This window comes from Streptomyces sp. NPDC007157, assembly GCF_040634235.1.
GTDB lineage: Bacteria > Actinomycetota > Actinomycetes > Streptomycetales > Streptomycetaceae > Streptomyces.
Window position 1 is genome coordinate 29,334 of the sequence record NZ_JBEYFE010000008.1, and the last position, 17,209, is coordinate 46,542.

Genomic DNA, 17,209 nt, shown 5'->3' on the forward strand with positions numbered 1-17,209 from the left:
CCGTGGCGCGGCTGCGGGCCCGCCGTGGTTGCTCGCGCCGTTCCCCGCGCCCCTTGCGGGGCACCCCGCCCCCCTAGACACACCCGCCCTTCCGGCCCACCACTCTCTCCCACGCCGGGCCGGAAGGGCGGGTGTTCCCGTTCGTGGAACCGATTCGTGGAACCGATGCGTAGAACCGAAAGGAAGATCACCGTGGCCACCCAGTCCTTCACCCTCGACGACCTCAAGCGGATCCTGCTGGAGGCCGCCGGTGCCGACGAGAGCGTCGACCTCGACGGGGACATCCTCGACACCGACTTCGAGGAGCTCAGCTACGAGTCGCTCGCCATCCTGGAGACCTGCGGACGCATCGAGCGGGAGTACGACATCACGCTCGACGACACCGTCGTGACCGAGGCGAAGACCCCCCGCGAGCTGCTCGCCCTCGTCAACACGCAGCTCGGCGACGTCGCCGCCTCCGCGGCCTGACCTCTTTCCTTCCCCTCCGGCCGCCGGCGCCCGCCCCCCCGTTCGTTCCGGGCGCCGGCGGCATCCCCATGCCCTGAAAGACCTGAACGCCCTGAAAGGGAGCGGCAGACATGTCCGAACAGCAGCAGAGGGTCGCCCTGGTCTCCGGGGCCACCAGCGGAATCGGCCTCGCCTCGGCGCGGCTGCTGGCCCAGCAGGGCCACCGCGTCTTCATCGGCTCCCGCGACGTCGCGAACGTGGAGCGGACCGTCAAGGAACTGCGCGCGGAGGGACTGGAGGTCGACGGGACCACCCTCGACGTCCGGTCCGCGCTGTCCATCGCGAACTTCGTCCAGGCGGCCGTCGACCGGTACGGCACCGTCGACGTCCTGGTCAACAACGCCGGCCGGTCCGGCGGCGGGGTGACCGCCGACATCGACGACGAGCTCTGGTACGACGTCGTCGAGACCAACCTCAACAGCGTCTTCCGCCTCACCCGCGCCGCCCTCACCACCGGCGGCATGCGGGACAAGAACCGGGGGCGGATCATCAACATCGCCTCGACGGCGGGCAAGCAGGGCGTGGTGCTGGGGGCGCCGTACTCCGCCTCCAAGCACGGGGTCGTCGGCTTCACCAAGGCCCTGGGCAACGAGCTGGCCCCCACCGGCATCACCGTCAACGCCGTCTGCCCGGGATACGTCGAGACCCCCATGGCCCAGCGCGTCCGCGCCGGCTACGCGGCCGCCTACGCCACCTCCGAGGACGTCATCCTCGACAAGTTCACGGCGAAGATCCCGCTCGGCCGTTACTCCACCCCCGAAGAGGTCGCCGGGCTCGTCGGCTACCTCGCCTCCGACACCGCCGCCTCCATCACCGCCCAGGCCCTCAACGTCTGCGGCGGCCTCGGCAACTTCTGAAAACCCCGGCACCCTCTAGGAGTTCACCCATGTCCGAGCCCAAGGAAGTCGAGCACGAGATCACCGTCTCGGCGCCGGCCGCCGAGGTCTACCGGCTGATCGCCGACGTGGCCAACTGGCCGCGGATCTTCCCGCCGACCATCTACGTCGACCACCTGGAGCGCTCCGGCCACGAGGAGCTCATCGGGATCTGGGCCACCGCCAACGGCGAGGCCAAGAACTGGACTTCGCGCCGGGTGCTGGACCCCGACGGTCTGCGGATCACCTTCCGGCAGACGGTCTCCACGCCGCCCGTCGCGAGCATGGGCGGCACCTGGATCATCGAGCCGCTCGACGACGCCACCGCCCGGATCCGGCTGCTGCACGACTACACCGCCGTCGACGACGACCCGGCCGGGCTCGCCTGGATCGACGAGGCCGTCGACCGCAACTCCCGTTCCGAGCTGGCGGCGCTGAAGACCAACGTCGAACTCGCCACCGCCTCCGCGGAGCTGACCTTCTCCTTCGAGGACACCGTCGAGGTCGAGGGCTCCGCCAAGGACCTCTACGACTTCGTCAACGAGGCCGACCGCTGGTCCGAGCGGCTGCCGCACGTGGCGACCGTCCGCCTCACCGAGGACACCCCGGGGCTGCAGACCCTGGAGATGGACACCCGCGCCAAGGACGGCTCGACGCACACCAGCAAGTCGTACCGGGTCTGCCTGGACGGCCGGAAGATCGCCTACAAGCAGACCACCCTGCCGGCCCTGATGAACCTGCACACCGGCTACTGGACGTTCCGCGAGACCGACGCGGGCACCTTCGCCTCCTCGCAGCACACCGTCGTGCTGCGCCCCGAGAACATCGAGAAGATCCTCGGTCCGGACGCGGGGGTCGCCGAAGCCCGCGAGTACGTCCAGGGCGCGCTCAGCACCAACAGCCGCGCCACCCTGAACCACGCCAAGGCGTACGCCGAAGCGAGGCGCTGACCCATGGCCGGTGCCGACGCTGTCGAGACGCACGTCGTGGTGGTCGGCGCCGGACCCGTCGGGCTGATGCTCGCCGGGGAACTGCGGCTCGGCGGCGCCGAAGTGACCGTACTGGAACGGCTGGACGCCCCGACGACGGAGTCACGGGCGTCCACCCTGCACGCCCGCACCATGGAACTGCTGCGGCAGCGCGGCCTGCTCGACGGGCCCGGCGGCTTCGGCGACCCCGAGCCGCCGCCCCACGAACCCCGCGGCCACTTCGGCGGCCTCCCGCTGGACCTCACCCTGCCCAGCAGCCACCCCGGGCAGTGGAAGGTCCCGCAGACCCGCACCGAGGAACTCCTCGGCGCCTGGGCGCGGCGGCTCGGGGCGCGGGTACTGCGCGGCCACCAGGTCGTCGCCCTGCGGGAGGACGCGGATCGCGTCACCGTGGTGGCTGAACACCAGGGCCGCAGAGCGGAGTTCACCGCCCAGTACGTCGTCGGCTGCGACGGCGAGCACTCCGTCGTACGACGGCTCGCCGGCATCCCCTTCCCCGGCAACGACGCCGAACGGGAGCTGATCCGCGCCGACGTCGACGGCATCGACATCCCGAACCGGCGGTTCCAGCGGCTGCCGAACGGGCTCGCCATCGCCGCCCGCCGCGGCGACGGCGTCACCCGGGTGATGGTCCACCGGTTCGGCACCCCGCCGCGCGGCTCGGGCGAGGCGGAGTTCGCCGACATCGTGACCGCCTGGCGGGACGTCACCGGCGAGGACATCGGGCACGGCACCCCGCTGTGGGTCAACTCCTTCGGCGACGCCTCCCGGCAGGCCGAGCGGTACCGCGCGGGCCGGGTGCTGCTCGCCGGCGACGCGGCCCACCAGCAGATGCCGATCGGCGGCCAGGCCCTCAACCTCGGCCTCCAGGACGCCGTCAACCTGGGCTGGAAGCTCGCGGCCACCGTCCTCGGCCGGGCCCCGGCCGGGCTGCTGGACACCTATCACGACGAACGGCACGCGGTCGGGCGTCGCGTCCTGTCCAACATCCGCGCCCAGGCCCGGCTGCTGCTCGGCGGGCCCGAGGTGGACCCGGTGCGCTCGGTCGTCGGCGAACTCACCTCGTACGAGCGGGTCCGCGCGCACCTCGCCGGGATGATCAGCGGTCTCGACGTGCGGTACGGCGGCGCGCCGTCCGGCGACCAGGAGGCCGGGCCCGTCGGCGCGCGGCTGCCCGAACTGCGGCTCGACTCGGGGGCGACCACCGCCGAACTGCTGCACTCGGCACGTGGGTTGCTGCTCGTGACGGACGAGTCGCTGGCCGGGGCGGCCGGCGACTGGTCGGCCTCCGTCGACACGGTCACCGCACGGCCCCTGGGCACCGGCCCGCTCTCCTTCGGGGCCGTGCTCGTACGACCCGACGGTTACGTCGCCTGGGCCGGCGGCTCGGCGGACGGGCTGCGCGAGGCCCTGGGCCGCTGGTTCGCGCCCCCCGCGCGTGCCGCCGCCCGATCACCACAACTGACTGGCAGGAGAAGGAAGATGGGCAACCTGACCGGAAAGACCGCCCTTGTCACCGGCGCCAGCCGGGGCATGGGCCGGGCCACCGCCGAGCGGCTCGCCGCCGACGGCGCGCTGGTCGCCGTGCACTACGGCACCAGCGAGGAGGCCGCCGCCGAGGTGGTCGCCGGGATCGAGAGGGACGGCGGCCGGGCGTTCGCGGTCAAGGCGGAGCTGGGCACACCCGGCGACGTCCACGAGCTGTTCCTCGCCCTGGAGGCGGGGCTGAAGGAGCGCACCGGCGAGACCGAGCTGAACATCCTGGTCAACAACGCCGGTGTGATGGGCGGGGTCAAGGCCGAGGACACCACCCCGGAGCAGTTCGACCGGATCTTCGCGGTCAACGCCCGCGCGCCGTTCTTCGTCATCCAGCGGGCGCTGGTGAACATGCCCGACGGCGGCCGGATCGTGAACATCTCCTCGGGGCTGACCCGGTTCGCCAACCCGGACGAGATCGCGTACGCCATGAGCAAGGGCGCGGTGGAGCAACTCGCCCTGCACTACGCCAAGTTGCTCGGCCCGCGCGGTATCACCGTGAACAGTGTCGCCCCCGGCATCACCCGCAACGGCAACCCGGTGTTCGGCATCCCCGAGGCCGTCGAGGCCATGTCGGCGCTGTCCACCTTCAACCGGGTCGGCGAACCGCAGGACGTCGCCGACGTCATCGCCTTCCTCGTCTCCGACGACGCCCGCTGGGTCACCGGCTCCTTCGTCGACGCGAGCGGCGGCACACTCCTCGGGTGACGCGGTGACCAGGACCCTTCCGTCGCCGGTCGCCGCCGGCCCGGACGAGCGGTTCGGCCCCCGGCTGTGGGGCCTGCTGCTCGTCCTCGCCGGCAACATGCTCATCGACGCGCTGGAGGTGTCCGTGGCGGTGGTGGCGCTGCCCGCCATCGGCACGGACCTGGGAGCGGCGCCGACCGTCACCCAGTGGGCGATGACCGGCTTCGCCGCCGGCTTCGGCGGCCTCCTCCTGTTCGGCGCCCGCGTGGTGACCCTCCTCGGCCGCCGCCGTGTCTACCTGGCGGCCCTCCTCGCCTTCGCCGCCGCCTCCGCACTCAGCGCCCTCGCCCATGACCCGTGGCTGCTCCTCACCACCCGCCTGATCAAGGGCTTCTGCGCGGCCCTCACCGCCCCCACCGGCCTCGCGATCATCACCAGCACGTTCCCGGAGGGCCGCCCCCGGTCCCGGGCCGTCTCCGTCTACACCCTGTTCGGCGCGGGCGGCTTCACAGCGGGCCTGCTCCTCTCCGGCTGGCTGACCGAGACGTCCTGGCGCTGGGCGTTCGCCTTTCCGGCGCCGGTGGTGCTGGTGCTGTTCGCCTTCGGGCTGAGGCTGATTCCAAGCGGCCCGAAGGGGCGCGGGGCCGTATCGGATATGCGGCTACCGCCGCGTGGGCGCGACCAGCCCCCACCCAGCCGCACCCGAACGACGACGTTGCAGCGCTACGACATCCCGGGCGCCCTTACCCTCCTGGCCGCCCTGCTGGCCCTCGTTCAAGGCATCACGCAACTCCCCTCTCACCGCTGGAGCGACCCGAGAGCCGTCGGGCCGCTCTGCGCAGCCGCACTGCTGCTGGGGGCGTTCTGGCAGATCGAGCGCAGATCGGCCGACCCCCTGCTCAACGTCGGCCCCTCGCTGCGCGGCAACCCCGCCCTGCTCCGCTCCGCCGCCGGCGCCGCCTGTCTCAACGGCTCCTACCTGGGCCTCCTGTTCGTGCTGACGTACCAGACCCAGACCCTGGCCGGCTGGTCCCCCCTCCGCGCCGCCGTCGCCCTCACCCCGGCCGCCGCACCCCCGGCGCTGACCGCGCTCGCCTCCGGCCGCCTGGTCGCCAGGTTCGGCGCCCCTCGTCTCATCGTGGCCGGCGCCGCCTGCGCCTTCGCGGGCTACCTGCTCCAACTACGCCCGGACCCATGGCCGTTGGACTACCCGGGCCGGATGCTTCCCACGCTCCTGCTGGTCGGCGCCGGCTTCGTGCTGTCCTTCGCCGCGCTGAACATGCAGGCGATGTCCCGCCTCGCGCCCGCCGACCGGCTCACCGGCAGCGGCCTGTACCAGACGGCCGTACAGCTCGCCGCGGTCGTCACGGTCGCCCTCGTCGCCGCCCTGCTCGCCGCCCAGGCGCCCGGGGCCGGGGGCGGACCGGCCGCCGCGGCCGCCGCCTGCCGGCCCGCGCTGACCCTGGTCGCCGTCCTCGGTTTCCTGGGCCTGCTCGTCGGCCTCACCGGCCTGATCCGAACCCCACCCTCCTCACTCCACGACGGGGAATGACCATGGACCAGACAACGCAGACCTGGGTCTTCGACGACCTGGAGGACGAACTGGACGACCTGGACTACGAGTTCGAGCACGACCAGATCGTCGAGGTGGTGCCGCCCAGCCTCGTGCACCTCGCCTCCGTCGGCCTGGCCGAGCGCACCCGGATCATCGACGCGTACGTGCGCGGCGAACTCGCCCGGGTGCTGCGGGTGTCACCCGAGAGCATCGACACCGTGGGCCGCCCGATGAACAGCCTGGGCATCGGGTCCATCAACGGCCTGGAGCTGCAGCGCCGCATGGAGGCCGCGCTGCGCGTCGACGTCAACCTCAACCGGCTGCTGCGCGCCAACAGCGCCGCCGAGCTGGTCGAGTGCCTGGCCGGACAGCTCGGCCCGGAGGACAGCCCGCACAAGCACGCCGGTAAGGGCGAGCACCACCTGGTCGCGCACGACGTGCCGAGCCCGAGGTGATCGGGCGGATGCCGGTCCTGGAGTTCGGCGCGGCCACCCTCGCGGCCGAGCCCAGGCTGCCGGCGACCGGGCAGCTGGACGTCTGGCTGATCCGCCGGGCGCAGCTGGAGACCGCGGCCGAGCTGCTCGACCTGACCGAGCTGAGCGAGGCGGAGCGCAGGCGGACCGCGTCCTTCGTCCGGCCCACGGACGGGGTGACGTACGCCTCCGCGCATATCGCCCTGCGCCGGCTGCTCGGGGCCTACCTGGGGCTGGCCCCGCAGAACGTGCCGTTCGTGCGGGAGCCCTGCCCGGGCTGCGCCGAGCCGCACGGCCGCCCCGCCGTCGCCCATCCCGACCCGCCGCTGCACTTCTCGCTGGCGCACAGCCACGGCATGGCCGTGGTCGCCGTCTCCCGTGCCGTCGTCGGCGCCGACGTGGAGCGGCTGCCGCGGGCCGAGACCGTCGAGGTGTGCACCCCGGCGCTGCACCCGGGGGAGCAGCAGGAGCTGGCGGCGCTCGACGACGCCGGGGCACGGCGCGCGGCCTTCGGGCGGCTGTGGACCCGCAAGGAGGCCTACCTCAAGGCGCTGGGCACCGGTCTGTCCCGCGACCCCGGCCACGACTACCTGGGCGCCGACCCCTACCGCAGGCCGGCCGGGTGGACGCTGCTCGACCTGCCGTCGGGGCCCCGGCACAACGCGGCCGTCGCGGTGCGCGGCGGGGCGCCGGAGCAGGTCACCGTGCGCTGGGTGCCGCCCCTCGCGCTGTACGCGGGACAGACGGTCGACCTGGACGCCGACGGCACCGTGGGCGTGCCCGTGCACCGGGGCGCCGAAGGCACGACCACCGCAGTATCCGACTGGGGAGCGTGACCCACCAATGTCACTCGAACAGAAAGCCGACCGTCCGAGCCTGCACGATCGTGAGCACCGCGGTCAGTGGAGCGCCGCCGAGCGGATCGAGGAGCTCGGCCTCATGAAGGAGGCCGCCCGGCACGGCGATCCGCTGGCCACCGAGCGCCAGCACGCCAAGGGCAAGCTCACCGCGTACGAACGTATCGAACTCCTGCTCGACGAGGGGTCGTTCAACGAGGTGGAGATGCTCCGCCGGCACCGCGCGACCGGCTTCGGCCTGGAGAAGAAGCGGCCGTACACCGACGGTGTGATCACCGGCTGGGGCACGGTCCACGGCCGTACCGTCTTCGTCTACGCGCACGACTTCCGCATCTTCGGCGGCGCCCTCGGCGAGGCCCATGCCCAGAAGATCCACAAGATCATGGACATGGCCGTCTCGGCGGGCGCCCCGCTGGTGTCCCTCAACGACGGTGCCGGCGCCCGGATCCAGGAGGGCGTCTCGGCCCTCGCCGGCTACGGCGGCATCTTCCAGCGCAACACCCGCGCCTCCGGGGTGATCCCGCAGATCAGCGTGATGCTCGGCCCGTGCGCGGGCGGCGCCGCCTACTCGCCGGCCCTGACCGACTTCGTCTTCATGGTCCGGGACATCTCCCAGATGTTCATCACCGGACCGGACGTGGTCAAGGCGGTGACGGGCGAGGAGATCACCCAGAACGACCTCGGCGGCGCCGACGTCCACGCCACCGCCTCCGGCGTGGCCCACTTCGCCTACGACGACGTACGCAGCTGCATGGAGGACGTCCGGCACCTGCTGTCGCTGCTGCCGTCCAACAACCGCGACCTGCCGCCCCGGGTGCCGACCGAGGACCCCGCCGACCGGCGCACCGACCACCTGCTGGAGCTGGTCCCGGAGGACCCCGGCCGGGTCTACGACATCCGGTCCGTCATCGAGGAGATCGTCGACCACGGCGACTACTTCGAGATCCAGCCCGGCTGGGCGACCAACGTGGTGTGCGCGCTGTCCCGGCTGGACGGCGAGGTCGTCGGCATCGTCGCCAGCCAGCCCGCCTCCTTCGCCGGCGTCCTGGACATCGACGCCAGCGAGAAGGCGGCGCGGTTCGTGCAGTTCTGCGACGCCTTCAACATCCCGCTGGTCACCCTGATCGACGTACCGGGGTTCCTGCCGGGCGTGGACCAGGAGCACAACGGCATCATCCGGCGCGGCGCGAAGCTGCTCTACGCGTACTGCAACGCCACCGTGCCGCGCATCTCCCTGGTGCTGCGCAAGGCGTACGGCGGCGCGTACATCGTCATGGACTCCCGCTCCATCGGCACCGACCTGGCGCTGGCCTGGCCGTCCAACGAGATCGCCGTGATGGGCGCCGAGGGCGCGGCCAACGTCATCTTCCGCCGGGAGATCGCGGCCGCGGACGACCCCGAGTCCACCCGCGCGCAGAAGATCAAGGAGTACCAGGCGGAGCTGATGCATCCCTACTACGCGGCCGAACGCGGTCTGATCGACGACGTCATCGACCCGCGGCAGACCCGTAGCACCCTGATCCGCGCCCTTGCGATGCTCCGCAGCAAGCAGGCCGACCTGCCGTGCCGCAAGCACGGCAACCCGCCGCAGTGAGCGCGGCGGCGGGCATGAACGGTCCAGGCGGTCCAGGCGGTCCAGGCGGTACGGGCGGTACGGGCGGTTCAGGCGGCACGGACAGCGGAGACGGCACGGGCGGCACGGGCGGCACGGACGGCGCCCTGGTCATCAGGGTCGTCAGGGGCGCGGCGAGCCCTGCCGAGCTGGCCGCGCTGACCACCGTCCTGCTGGCCCGCGCGGCCGCCCTGGCCACGGTCGACCCGCGCCCGCTGGAGTCCCGTCCGGTGGCCGGCTGGCGCCGCCCGGAACGCCTCGCGGCACACCGAGACCCCCGCGGCTGGCGCCTCGCGGGCAGCCCCGCGGCCTGACCGGCCCCCTCACCCGAATTGGAGCCACGGACCCCATGACGTCCCCGTCCCTCGACCGCGCCGGCACGGTCCTCGAACTGCGTGCCGAACTCGACGCCCTGCGCGCCGAGTTCGCCGTACTCGCGGACCGCGCCGCCGTCGCCGAACTGATCGACCGCTACATCACCCTCCTCGACATCCAGGACGAACACGGCTTCGACCCCGCCTGGCCGGCCGCGGTCTTCACCCCGGACTGCCGGCTGGAGTTCCCGGTCGGCACGGTCGAGGGCCGCGACCAGGCCGCCGCCTTCCACTACGACCGCAAGTCCCGCTTCGCCCGCACCCACCACCTGGCCGCCAACTACGGCATCCGGGTCGACGGGGACACCGCCCGGATCCGTGTCCACCTCATCGCGTCCCACGTGCACCACGACGACGGTCCGGACCCGGAGGGCCGCTTCGACATCGGCGGCCACAGCGAGGGCGAGGCGGTCCGCACCCCGGACGGCTGGCGGCTCAGCCGCTGGCGCTTCCACCTGATGTGGTCCGACGGGGCCGGCCCGCGCCCCGGCCCCGACCCCCGTGCACTGCGCAGTTCCCAGCCACGCCCACGCCAGACGAAAGGACGATGAGACCGTGTCAGTCACACCGACCACCGCGCTCGACCTGGGCGCCCTGCGCGAGACTCCCGGCGACGACCGCCGGCGCGCGTTCGAGACCTTCCTCTGCCGGAATCTGGCCCAGCACCTGGATATCCCGCCGGCCCACCGCATCGCCCGCAACCGCCCCCTCTACACCCAGGGCATCGACTCCCTCACGGCCCTGACCCTCCAGCGCACCCTGGAGTCGGCCCTGAACATCCCGGTGCCCGCCCACCACCTCCTGCGCGAGCAGTCGGTGGGCGAACTGGCCGCGACTCTGAGCGACTTGGTCGACCGGACCTGAGCCTCCCCGGTGGCAGCCGAGGAGGTTCCTGGGCGCTCCTGTGCCGTGGAGCGCGAGATGCCGGACATCTCGTGCTCCACGGCACAGGAGCGGCCGCCGGGAGCTGCCGGTAGCCGCCGGCAGCTTCTGACAGCTCCCAGTAGCTCCCTGTGGCTCCCTGTGGCTCCCGGCGGCTTCTGATGGCTTCTGGTGGCTTCCGGCGACCTCTGACAACGATGTCACTGCTTGTCTCCCGTCGGCTCCTCCGAGCCCGGCGTCCGTCGCGTGCCATGCTGAGAGCGGGACGGACCGAGAGGCGGCGGGAGGCGGCGGACGGGATGGACTGGGCTGGGTTCGCACAGCGTCTGGCGTCGTTGGCGCGGGACCTGCTGGCGCAGGAGTCGGTCGACGACACCCTGGCCCGGATCACCGATTCGGCCACGGAGCTGGTGGAGGGCTGCGACGCGGCCGGCATCCTGGTGCTGCACGGCAAGGAGGTGCGGACGCTCGCCCCCACGGAGCAGCTGGTCATCGACAGCGACCGGCTCCAGGAGCGGCTCGGCGAGGGCCCGTGCTTCGACGTCGCCCACGCCGAGAACGGGGAGCGGGTGTACCGCATCCGGGACTTCACCCAGGAGCAGCCCAGCTGGCCGGAATTCGCCCCCAGGGCCCACCGGCTGGGCGTGGGCAGCATGATGGGCTTCCTGCTGTACACCGAGGACGAGGAACTCGGCGCGCTGAACATCTACTCCCGTCGGCCCGGCGCCTTCACCGAGGCGAGTGAACTGGCCGGCTGGCTGCTGGCCTCCCACGCGGCGGTCGCCTTCTCCAGTGCCCGCACCCAGGCCCAGCTGGAACAGGCCGTCGCCACCCGTCACCTGATCGGCGAGGCCATGGGCATCCTGATGGGCTGCCACCACCTCACCGAGGAACAGGCCTTCGACGTGCTGCGCCGCTACTCGCAGGAGAACAACATCAAGCTCCGCGAGGTCGCCCGCCGGGTCTGCGAACAGGGCCCGCTGTCCTGAACGCCCCGGTCGGCCGGGGGTGGTCGGTGAGCGGCCGTCCACGGCGTCGACAACAAGCCCTTTATCGGCTGCCTGTGGCGCCCGCGCCCGTGATCGGCGAACCTTCGCCCACATGGCCCCGGAAGCGGGCCTGACCTGTGGTTTCCCGTGTAAACGGATGGCCGTGGAGTGGGCGCCCCCGGCAGGACTCGAACCTGCGGCCAAGCGCTTAGAAGGCGCCTGCTCTATCCACTGAGCTACGGGGGCCGGCTGTGCTGGCCTCGTACGTACTGCCCCGGTCGGGCCGGTCCGTGACGTTGCCGGGGACAAGGATAGAACTCCCCGGTCCTCGTCCCGGTTGCTTCGCCTCCGTGGCTCAATGTGGAGGTTCGGTGAAGCGGTCCTGATAATCGCAGGCAGGTACGAATCGTGCATCGCTTTTGGCGCCTGACGCACCGGGTGTTGTGCACTCGTTATGCCTGGACTGTGCCTCCGTCCCAGTCGTCCCTTCCGCCCGTTGTGTTCTGTCGGCGCGCAGACATGTCTATATGCTTCAGAATTCCCCTAAAATTGGGCATTCTTCGCATGTGGTGACCTTGGACGTACGGCCCCAGCTGCTCGACACACTCTCCGCTCTGCGCGACCGTGTCGCCGCCGCACGCTTTCCGTTGCCCCTGGCGGGGGCCGCACGCGCGCGTGCCAATCGCGACGAACTGCTCGCCCAGCTCGACGACTATCTGGTGCCCCGGCTCAAAGAGCCCGAAGCGCCGCTTCTGGCCGTCGTGGGCGGATCGACCGGTGCCGGCAAGTCGACACTCGTCAACTCTCTGGTGGGCCGCCGGGTCAGTGAGGCGGGTGTGCTGCGGCCGACCACCCGCACACCGGTCCTGGTCTGTCATCCGGAGGACCATCACTGGTTCAGCGGTATGCGGGTGCTGCCCGACCTCGCACGCGTGTGGGTACCGCACCAGGAGCCCGGCGACGACCCCCTCCTCCCCGGCGAGAACCCCGGGCGCGTGCTGCGCGTCGAGACCATCGACAGTCTCCCGCGCGGACTCGCCCTCCTCGACGCCCCCGACATCGACTCCCTGGTCGTGGACAACCGTGTCCTCGCCGCCGAACTCATCTGCGCCGCCGACATCTGGGTGATGGTCACCACGGCCGCGCGCTACGCCGACGCCGTCCCCTGGCATCTGCTGCGCACCGCCAAGGAGTACGACGCCACCCTGGTGACCGTCCTCGACCGGGTCCCGCACACGGTCGTCTCCGAGGTCTCCCGGCAGTACGGCGCCCTCCTCACCAAGGCCGGGCTCGGCGAGGTACCCCGGTTCACGGTGCCCGAGCTGCCCGAGTCCGCCTGGGGCGGCGGGCTGCTCCCGGCCACCGCCGTCGCCCCGCTGCGCGCCTGGCTCCTGCAGCAGGCCCAGGACCCCGGCGCCCGCCGGCACACCCTGGCCCGCACCGCCCACGGCGTCCTCGACTCCCTCAAGGCCCGGCTGCCCGAGCTGGCCGCTGCCGCCGCCGCCCAGTACGCCGCGGGCCTGCGGCTGACCTCCGCCGTCGAGACCGCCTACGACAGCGAGCACGCGCGCGTGCGCGGTCGGCTGCAGAACGGCGCCGTCCTCGCCGGCGACGCCCTCAAGCGCTGGCGCGCCTTCCCCGTCGACTGCGCCGCCGGCGAACTCCTGGACGCCCTGGTGGAGAGCCTCGCCGCGCTGCTGCTGTGCGCCGTCACCGCCGCCGACGAACGCGTCGACGACTCCTGGCGCCGCGAACCCGCCTCCGCCGCCTCCGGGCTCACCGGCCGCGACCCCTCCCTGGAGAGCGCCGAGCACCGCATCGGCATCGCCGTCCGGCGCTGGCGGCGCGAGCTGGAGGAGTACGCGGACGACGAGGTGCGCGAGCTCGACCGCAGCGTCGCACCGGACTCCGAGTCGGTCGCCGCCCTGGTGGCCACCGCGCTGCTCGGCGGGCGCCGCACCCGGGTGGCGGGGGAGCGGCTCGCCGAACGCATCGGCGCCCACGGCGCGCTGCGGCTGCGTGACCGGGCGGGACGGCTGCTCGGGGAGCACCTGGACCGCGTCATGCACGCCGAACGTGAACGCCGGCTCGCCCCGTTGGACGCCCTGGACGTCCACCCCGAACCCCAGGCCGAACTCATCGCCGCCCTGTCCGTCCTCCAGAAGGAGAGGTGACCGGTGACCGCCGTCACTGACCACGACCACACGGATCACATGGAACGCATGGATCACACCGGTGACTACACAGGTGACCGCCCGAGTGACCCCGTCGGTGAGTACACCGGTGACTTCGAGAGCGGCCTGACCGCGACGGACCCCGCACCGGACGCGGGGCGGGAGCCGGGAGGAGAGGCGGCTCGACAGCCTGGACGGGCGCCGGGAGGAGAGCCGGGACGGGCGCCGGGAGGAGAGCCTGGACGGCAGCTGGGACGGGTGCTGGGACGAGAGGCGGGTCAGGAGTCCGGCCGGGAGTCCGGCCGGGATTCGGGCCAGGACTCGGGTCGGGAATCCGCACGGGAGCCCGGACGGGAAGCCGGGCGGGTCCCTGGACGGGAGTCCGGTCCGGACCTCGTCCACGACTCCGGTCCGGACCCGGTGAAGGCCTCGGTGAAGGCCTCTGTGAAGGACACCGCGAAGGGCACCGTGATGGAGTCGGTCAGGGATTCGGGGAGGGACTCGGGGAAGGGCCCGGGGACCGGCGTGGAGACGGGCCCGAGGAAGGGCCTGGGGAGGGACTCGGTGGAGGGCTCGGGGAAGGACTCCGGGCCGGCCCCGAAGGGCGCTGCCGCGAAGGACGCCGCCGCGAAGGACTCCGTGCCGGACGGGTCCGAGGACCGGCGGGACGGGACCGGAGCGGAGCCCGCGCACCCGGCCGAGGGCGCCGCCGACACCGAGACCGTGCCGCACGCGCGCGTACGGGAGCAGCGCGAGCAGCGCCAGCAGCGTGAACCGGGCGAGCAGCGTGAGCCGGGCGAGCGGCGTGAGCCGGGCGAGCGGCGTGAGCCGGGCGAGCGGCGTGAGCCGGGCGACGACGACCCGGCCGCCGACGACGACGTCTGGGACGACGGCCTCATCGCCCGCCGGGTCACCGAGACCGCCAAACCGGCCGCCCCCGTCGTGGAGGCCCGGGGCCCGGGCGCCCCGCCCCCCGCCCCGCTGGCCTACGACGGCCAGCTGCGCTCCCGCCTCGACGCGCTGCGCGAACTCGTCGGCCTGTCCCGCACCCGCCTCGACAGCCAGACCCTCTCCGAGGCCGGCCGGGTCCTGGACGAGGCCGCCGCCCGGCGCCGGCTCTCCGGCCAGCACACCGTCATCGCCATCGCCGGCGCCACCGGAAGCGGCAAGTCACAGCTGTTCAACGCGCTCGCCGGAGTCGCCATCTCGGAGACCGGCGTACGGCGCCCCACCACCGCCGCGCCCATCGCGTGCAGCTGGAGCGACGGCAGCGCGGCCCTCATCGACCGGCTCGGCATCCCGGGCCGGCTGCGCCGCCGCCCCGTGCACAACCCGGAGGCGGACGCGCAGCTGCGCGGGCTGGTCCTGATCGACCTGCCCGACCACGACTCGGCCGTGGTCCAGCACCGCGAACACGTCGACCGGATCCTGAAGCTGGTGGACGCGGTGATCTGGGTCGTCGACCCCGAGAAGTACGCCGACGCGGTGCTCCACGAGCGTTATCTGCGGCCGCTGTCCGGTCACGCGGAGGTCATGTTCATCGTCCTGAACCAGACCGACCGGCTCCCCGGCGAGGCCGCCGACCTGGTCCTCGACGATCTGCGCCGGGTGCTCGACGAGGACGGCGTCGCGCTCGGCGAGTACGGCGAACCGGGCGCCACGGTGCTCGCGCTGTCCGCCCTCACCGGGGACGGCGTCGGCGAACTGCGCGAGAGCCTCGGCCAGTTCGTCTCCGAGCGGGGCGCGGCGGCCCGCCGGGTCGCCGCCGACGTGGACGCCGCCGCGGCCCGGCTGCGGCCCGTGTACGCCACCGGGCGCCGCGCCGGTCTCAGCGAGGAGGCGCGCGACGACTTCGCCGCGCGGCTGGCCGACGCGGTGGGTGCCACCGCCGCCGGCGAGGCCGCCGAACGCGCCTGGCTGCGCAATGCCAACCGGGCCTGCGGCACCCCCTGGCTGCGGCTGTGGCGCTGGCGCCAGGGGCGCGGCGAGCCGCCCACGGGGCGCCTGCAGCAGGCTCAGCCGGAGGAGGAGGCCACCGCGCGGCAGCGCGTCGAGCAGGCGGTGCGCACGGTCTCCGACCGGGCCTCGGCCGGACTGCCCGCGCCCTGGGCGCAGGCGGTGCGGGAGGCGGCCGTACGCGGCTCGCAGGGCCTGTCGGAGGCTCTCGACGACCTGGCCGCACAGGCCGGGCTGCCACCGGGGCGGCCGCCCCGGCCGGGCTGGTGGCCGGTGGCGGTGCTCGCCCAGGCCGCCATGACGCTCCTCCAGGTGGTCGGCGGACTGTGGCTGGTCGGGCAGATCGCCGGGGTGGTGGCGCCCAACCTGGGCGTGCCGGTGCTTCTGATGGTCGCCGGGATCGTCGGCGGGCCGCTGGTCGAATGGGGCTGCCGGATGGCGGCCCGGGGACCGGCCCGGCGGTACGGCCTGGAGGCGGAACGCCGACTGCGGGAGGCGGCGGCCGGATGCGGCCGGGCCCGGGTACTGGACCCGGTGGCAGCGGAACTGCTGCGCTACCGGGAGGTACGGGAGCAGTACGGCCGGGTGACGCGGACGGGGGCGGGCGTGGGGTGACGTGACGCCGGCGGGGCCGGGTGGGGTGACGTGACGCCGGCGGGGCGGGGTGAGGCCCGTCGCGGGGATGCGGGTCACTCGTCCGGGTGGTGGGTTTTTCCACAGGCCGGCGGTGGTCCACAGCGCTCGGCGGGTCCGGCCCGGCGGCGGCAGTCTGGTCCCGCGGCGATCGCCACGAGGGCGGCCGCCGCGATGGACACAGCCGTACGGGACGGGCCCGTACGCGGATCCGCCCCGGCCCCGGCGGCCGGGTGAGGGAGGGGTTCGTGATGAACGAGACGTTGGTCTGCGCGGTCGGCAACGTGGCGACGCAGCCGGTCTACCGGGAGCTGGCGGCGGGGCCGTCGGCGCGGTTCCGGCTGGCGGTGACCTCGCGCTACTGGGACCGCGAGAAGAGCACCTGGACGGACGGCCACACCAACTTCTTCACGGTGTGGGCCAACCGGCAACTCGCCACCAACGCGGCGGCCTCGCTGTCCGTCGGCGACCCGGTCGTCGTGCAGGGACGGTTGAAGGTGCGCACCGAGACCCGGGAGGGCCAGCAGTGGACCTCCGCCGACATCGACGCGGTGGCGATCGGCCACGACCTCGCCCGCGGTACGGCGGCCTTCCGGCGGGCCGGGAAGCCGGAGACGGCGGCACCGGCACCGCCTCGCCCGGAGCCGAACTGGGAGACACCGGAGGAGTCCCCCGACATCCCCGCGCGACAGCAGCAGGAACCGGTGGCGGTGACGTGAACCGGAACCGGTGGCGGTGACGTGAACCGGAACCGGTGGCGGTGACGTGAACCGGAACCGGTCGCGGTGACGTGAACCGGAACCGGTCGCGGTGACGTGAAGTCGCCCCGAGAGCCGCGTCGTTCGCCACGGGCTGCCCGAACTGCGGCCCGTTCGGCGCCCCTTGACGGCTTATCGGTGAATGCGCTGCGAAGTGCCCGCCACGACGGCCAGGTGGATTTATCGATAAGCGCCGCCCATTCGGGGCTCCGCGATAACGATTACGGATCGGATCGCTCATCCGACCATCTCACCGGGAATGGGCGGTCCGGCTGATCCATAGGATGCCGGGCGTGGCCCTTGGGGTCGCTGATTCTGCTGGTGGGACCACCCCCCGCGTTCCAAGGGGTCC

Annotated in this window: 15 protein-coding genes and 1 tRNA gene; 15 read left to right on the top strand and 1 reads right to left on the bottom strand. The window is 73.0% G+C overall.

The window, feature by feature from the left end:
• Positions 1 to 192 precede the first annotated feature (192 nt).
• From ABZ642_RS16650 to ABZ642_RS16705, 12 genes are all read left to right on the top strand, one after another.
• On the top strand, positions 193 to 468 hold the full coding sequence (locus ABZ642_RS16650) for an acyl carrier protein (protein WP_360483609.1): 276 nt from the start codon (positions 193 to 195) through the stop codon (positions 466 to 468).
• Positions 469 to 578: 110 nt separating this feature from the next.
• Positions 579 to 1,364, top strand: a complete 786-nt coding sequence (fabG, locus tag ABZ642_RS16655) for a 3-oxoacyl-ACP reductase FabG (protein WP_360483612.1) — start codon at positions 579 to 581, stop codon at positions 1,362 to 1,364.
• A gap of 29 nt (positions 1,365 to 1,393) precedes the next feature.
• A complete protein-coding gene (locus ABZ642_RS16660; RefSeq protein WP_360483615.1) occupies positions 1,394 to 2,332 on the top strand; it encodes an aromatase/cyclase in 939 nt (312 codons plus the stop codon).
• A gap of 3 nt (positions 2,333 to 2,335) precedes the next feature.
• Entirely contained in the window at positions 2,336 to 4,615 is a 2,280-nt protein-coding gene (locus ABZ642_RS16665) for an SDR family oxidoreductase (protein ID WP_360483618.1), read from the top strand.
• Positions 4,616 to 4,619: 4 nt separating this feature from the next.
• The gene (locus ABZ642_RS16670) at positions 4,620 to 6,146 is read left to right on the top strand and encodes an MFS transporter (protein ID WP_360483620.1); all 1,527 of its coding nucleotides are present in this window, start codon (positions 4,620 to 4,622) and stop codon (positions 6,144 to 6,146) included.
• A gap of 2 nt (positions 6,147 to 6,148) precedes the next feature.
• On the top strand, positions 6,149 to 6,604 hold the full coding sequence (locus ABZ642_RS16675; RefSeq protein ID WP_360483622.1) for an acyl carrier protein: 456 nt from the start codon (positions 6,149 to 6,151) through the stop codon (positions 6,602 to 6,604).
• A gap of 8 nt (positions 6,605 to 6,612) precedes the next feature.
• Entirely contained in the window at positions 6,613 to 7,458 is an 846-nt protein-coding gene (locus tag ABZ642_RS16680; RefSeq protein WP_360483625.1) for a 4'-phosphopantetheinyl transferase superfamily protein, read from the top strand.
• A gap of 103 nt (positions 7,459 to 7,561) precedes the next feature.
• Positions 7,562 to 9,073 (top strand): acyl-CoA carboxylase subunit beta, encoded by a 1,512-nt coding sequence (locus ABZ642_RS16685; RefSeq protein WP_360484330.1) that lies wholly within the window; start codon positions 7,562 to 7,564, stop codon positions 9,071 to 9,073.
• Positions 9,074 to 9,087: 14 nt separating this feature from the next.
• Positions 9,088 to 9,405 carry an acyl-CoA carboxylase epsilon subunit gene (locus ABZ642_RS16690; RefSeq protein WP_360483628.1) on the top strand — a complete coding sequence of 106 codons (318 nt, stop codon included), beginning with the start codon at positions 9,088 to 9,090 and terminating at the stop codon, positions 9,403 to 9,405.
• Positions 9,406 to 9,440: 35 nt separating this feature from the next.
• Positions 9,441 to 10,016, top strand: coding sequence for a nuclear transport factor 2 family protein (locus tag ABZ642_RS16695; protein WP_360483630.1), 576 nt, complete (start codon positions 9,441 to 9,443; stop codon positions 10,014 to 10,016).
• Positions 10,017 to 10,020: 4 nt separating this feature from the next.
• Positions 10,021 to 10,329, top strand: coding sequence for an acyl carrier protein (locus tag ABZ642_RS16700; RefSeq protein WP_360483632.1), 309 nt, complete (start codon positions 10,021 to 10,023; stop codon positions 10,327 to 10,329).
• Positions 10,330 to 10,646: 317 nt separating this feature from the next.
• On the top strand, positions 10,647 to 11,336 hold the full coding sequence (locus ABZ642_RS16705) for a GAF and ANTAR domain-containing protein (RefSeq protein WP_360483635.1): 690 nt from the start codon (positions 10,647 to 10,649) through the stop codon (positions 11,334 to 11,336).
• 173 nt (positions 11,337 to 11,509) lie between these two features.
• On the opposite strand, the gene ABZ642_RS16710 is transcribed toward ABZ642_RS16705, so the two are convergent.
• Positions 11,510 to 11,582: transfer RNA gene (locus tag ABZ642_RS16710), tRNA-Arg, on the bottom strand.
• A 320-nt stretch (positions 11,583 to 11,902) separates the two neighbouring features.
• Here ABZ642_RS16710 and ABZ642_RS16715 point away from each other — a divergent pair.
• The 3 genes from ABZ642_RS16715 (at position 11,903) to ABZ642_RS16725 (ending at position 16,818) form a co-directional block, all read left to right on the top strand.
• Positions 11,903 to 13,510: a dynamin family protein gene (locus ABZ642_RS16715; protein WP_360483638.1), complete on the top strand. Its 1,608-nt coding sequence runs from the start codon at positions 11,903 to 11,905 to the stop codon at positions 13,508 to 13,510.
• Between the two features lie 432 nt (positions 13,511 to 13,942).
• Entirely contained in the window at positions 13,943 to 16,081 is a 2,139-nt protein-coding gene (locus tag ABZ642_RS16720; protein WP_360483641.1) for a YfjP family GTPase, read from the top strand.
• Positions 16,082 to 16,350: 269 nt separating this feature from the next.
• Positions 16,351 to 16,818: a single-stranded DNA-binding protein gene (locus ABZ642_RS16725; protein WP_360483644.1), complete on the top strand. Its 468-nt coding sequence runs from the start codon at positions 16,351 to 16,353 to the stop codon at positions 16,816 to 16,818.
• The last annotated feature ends 391 nt before the right edge of the window (positions 16,819 to 17,209 follow it).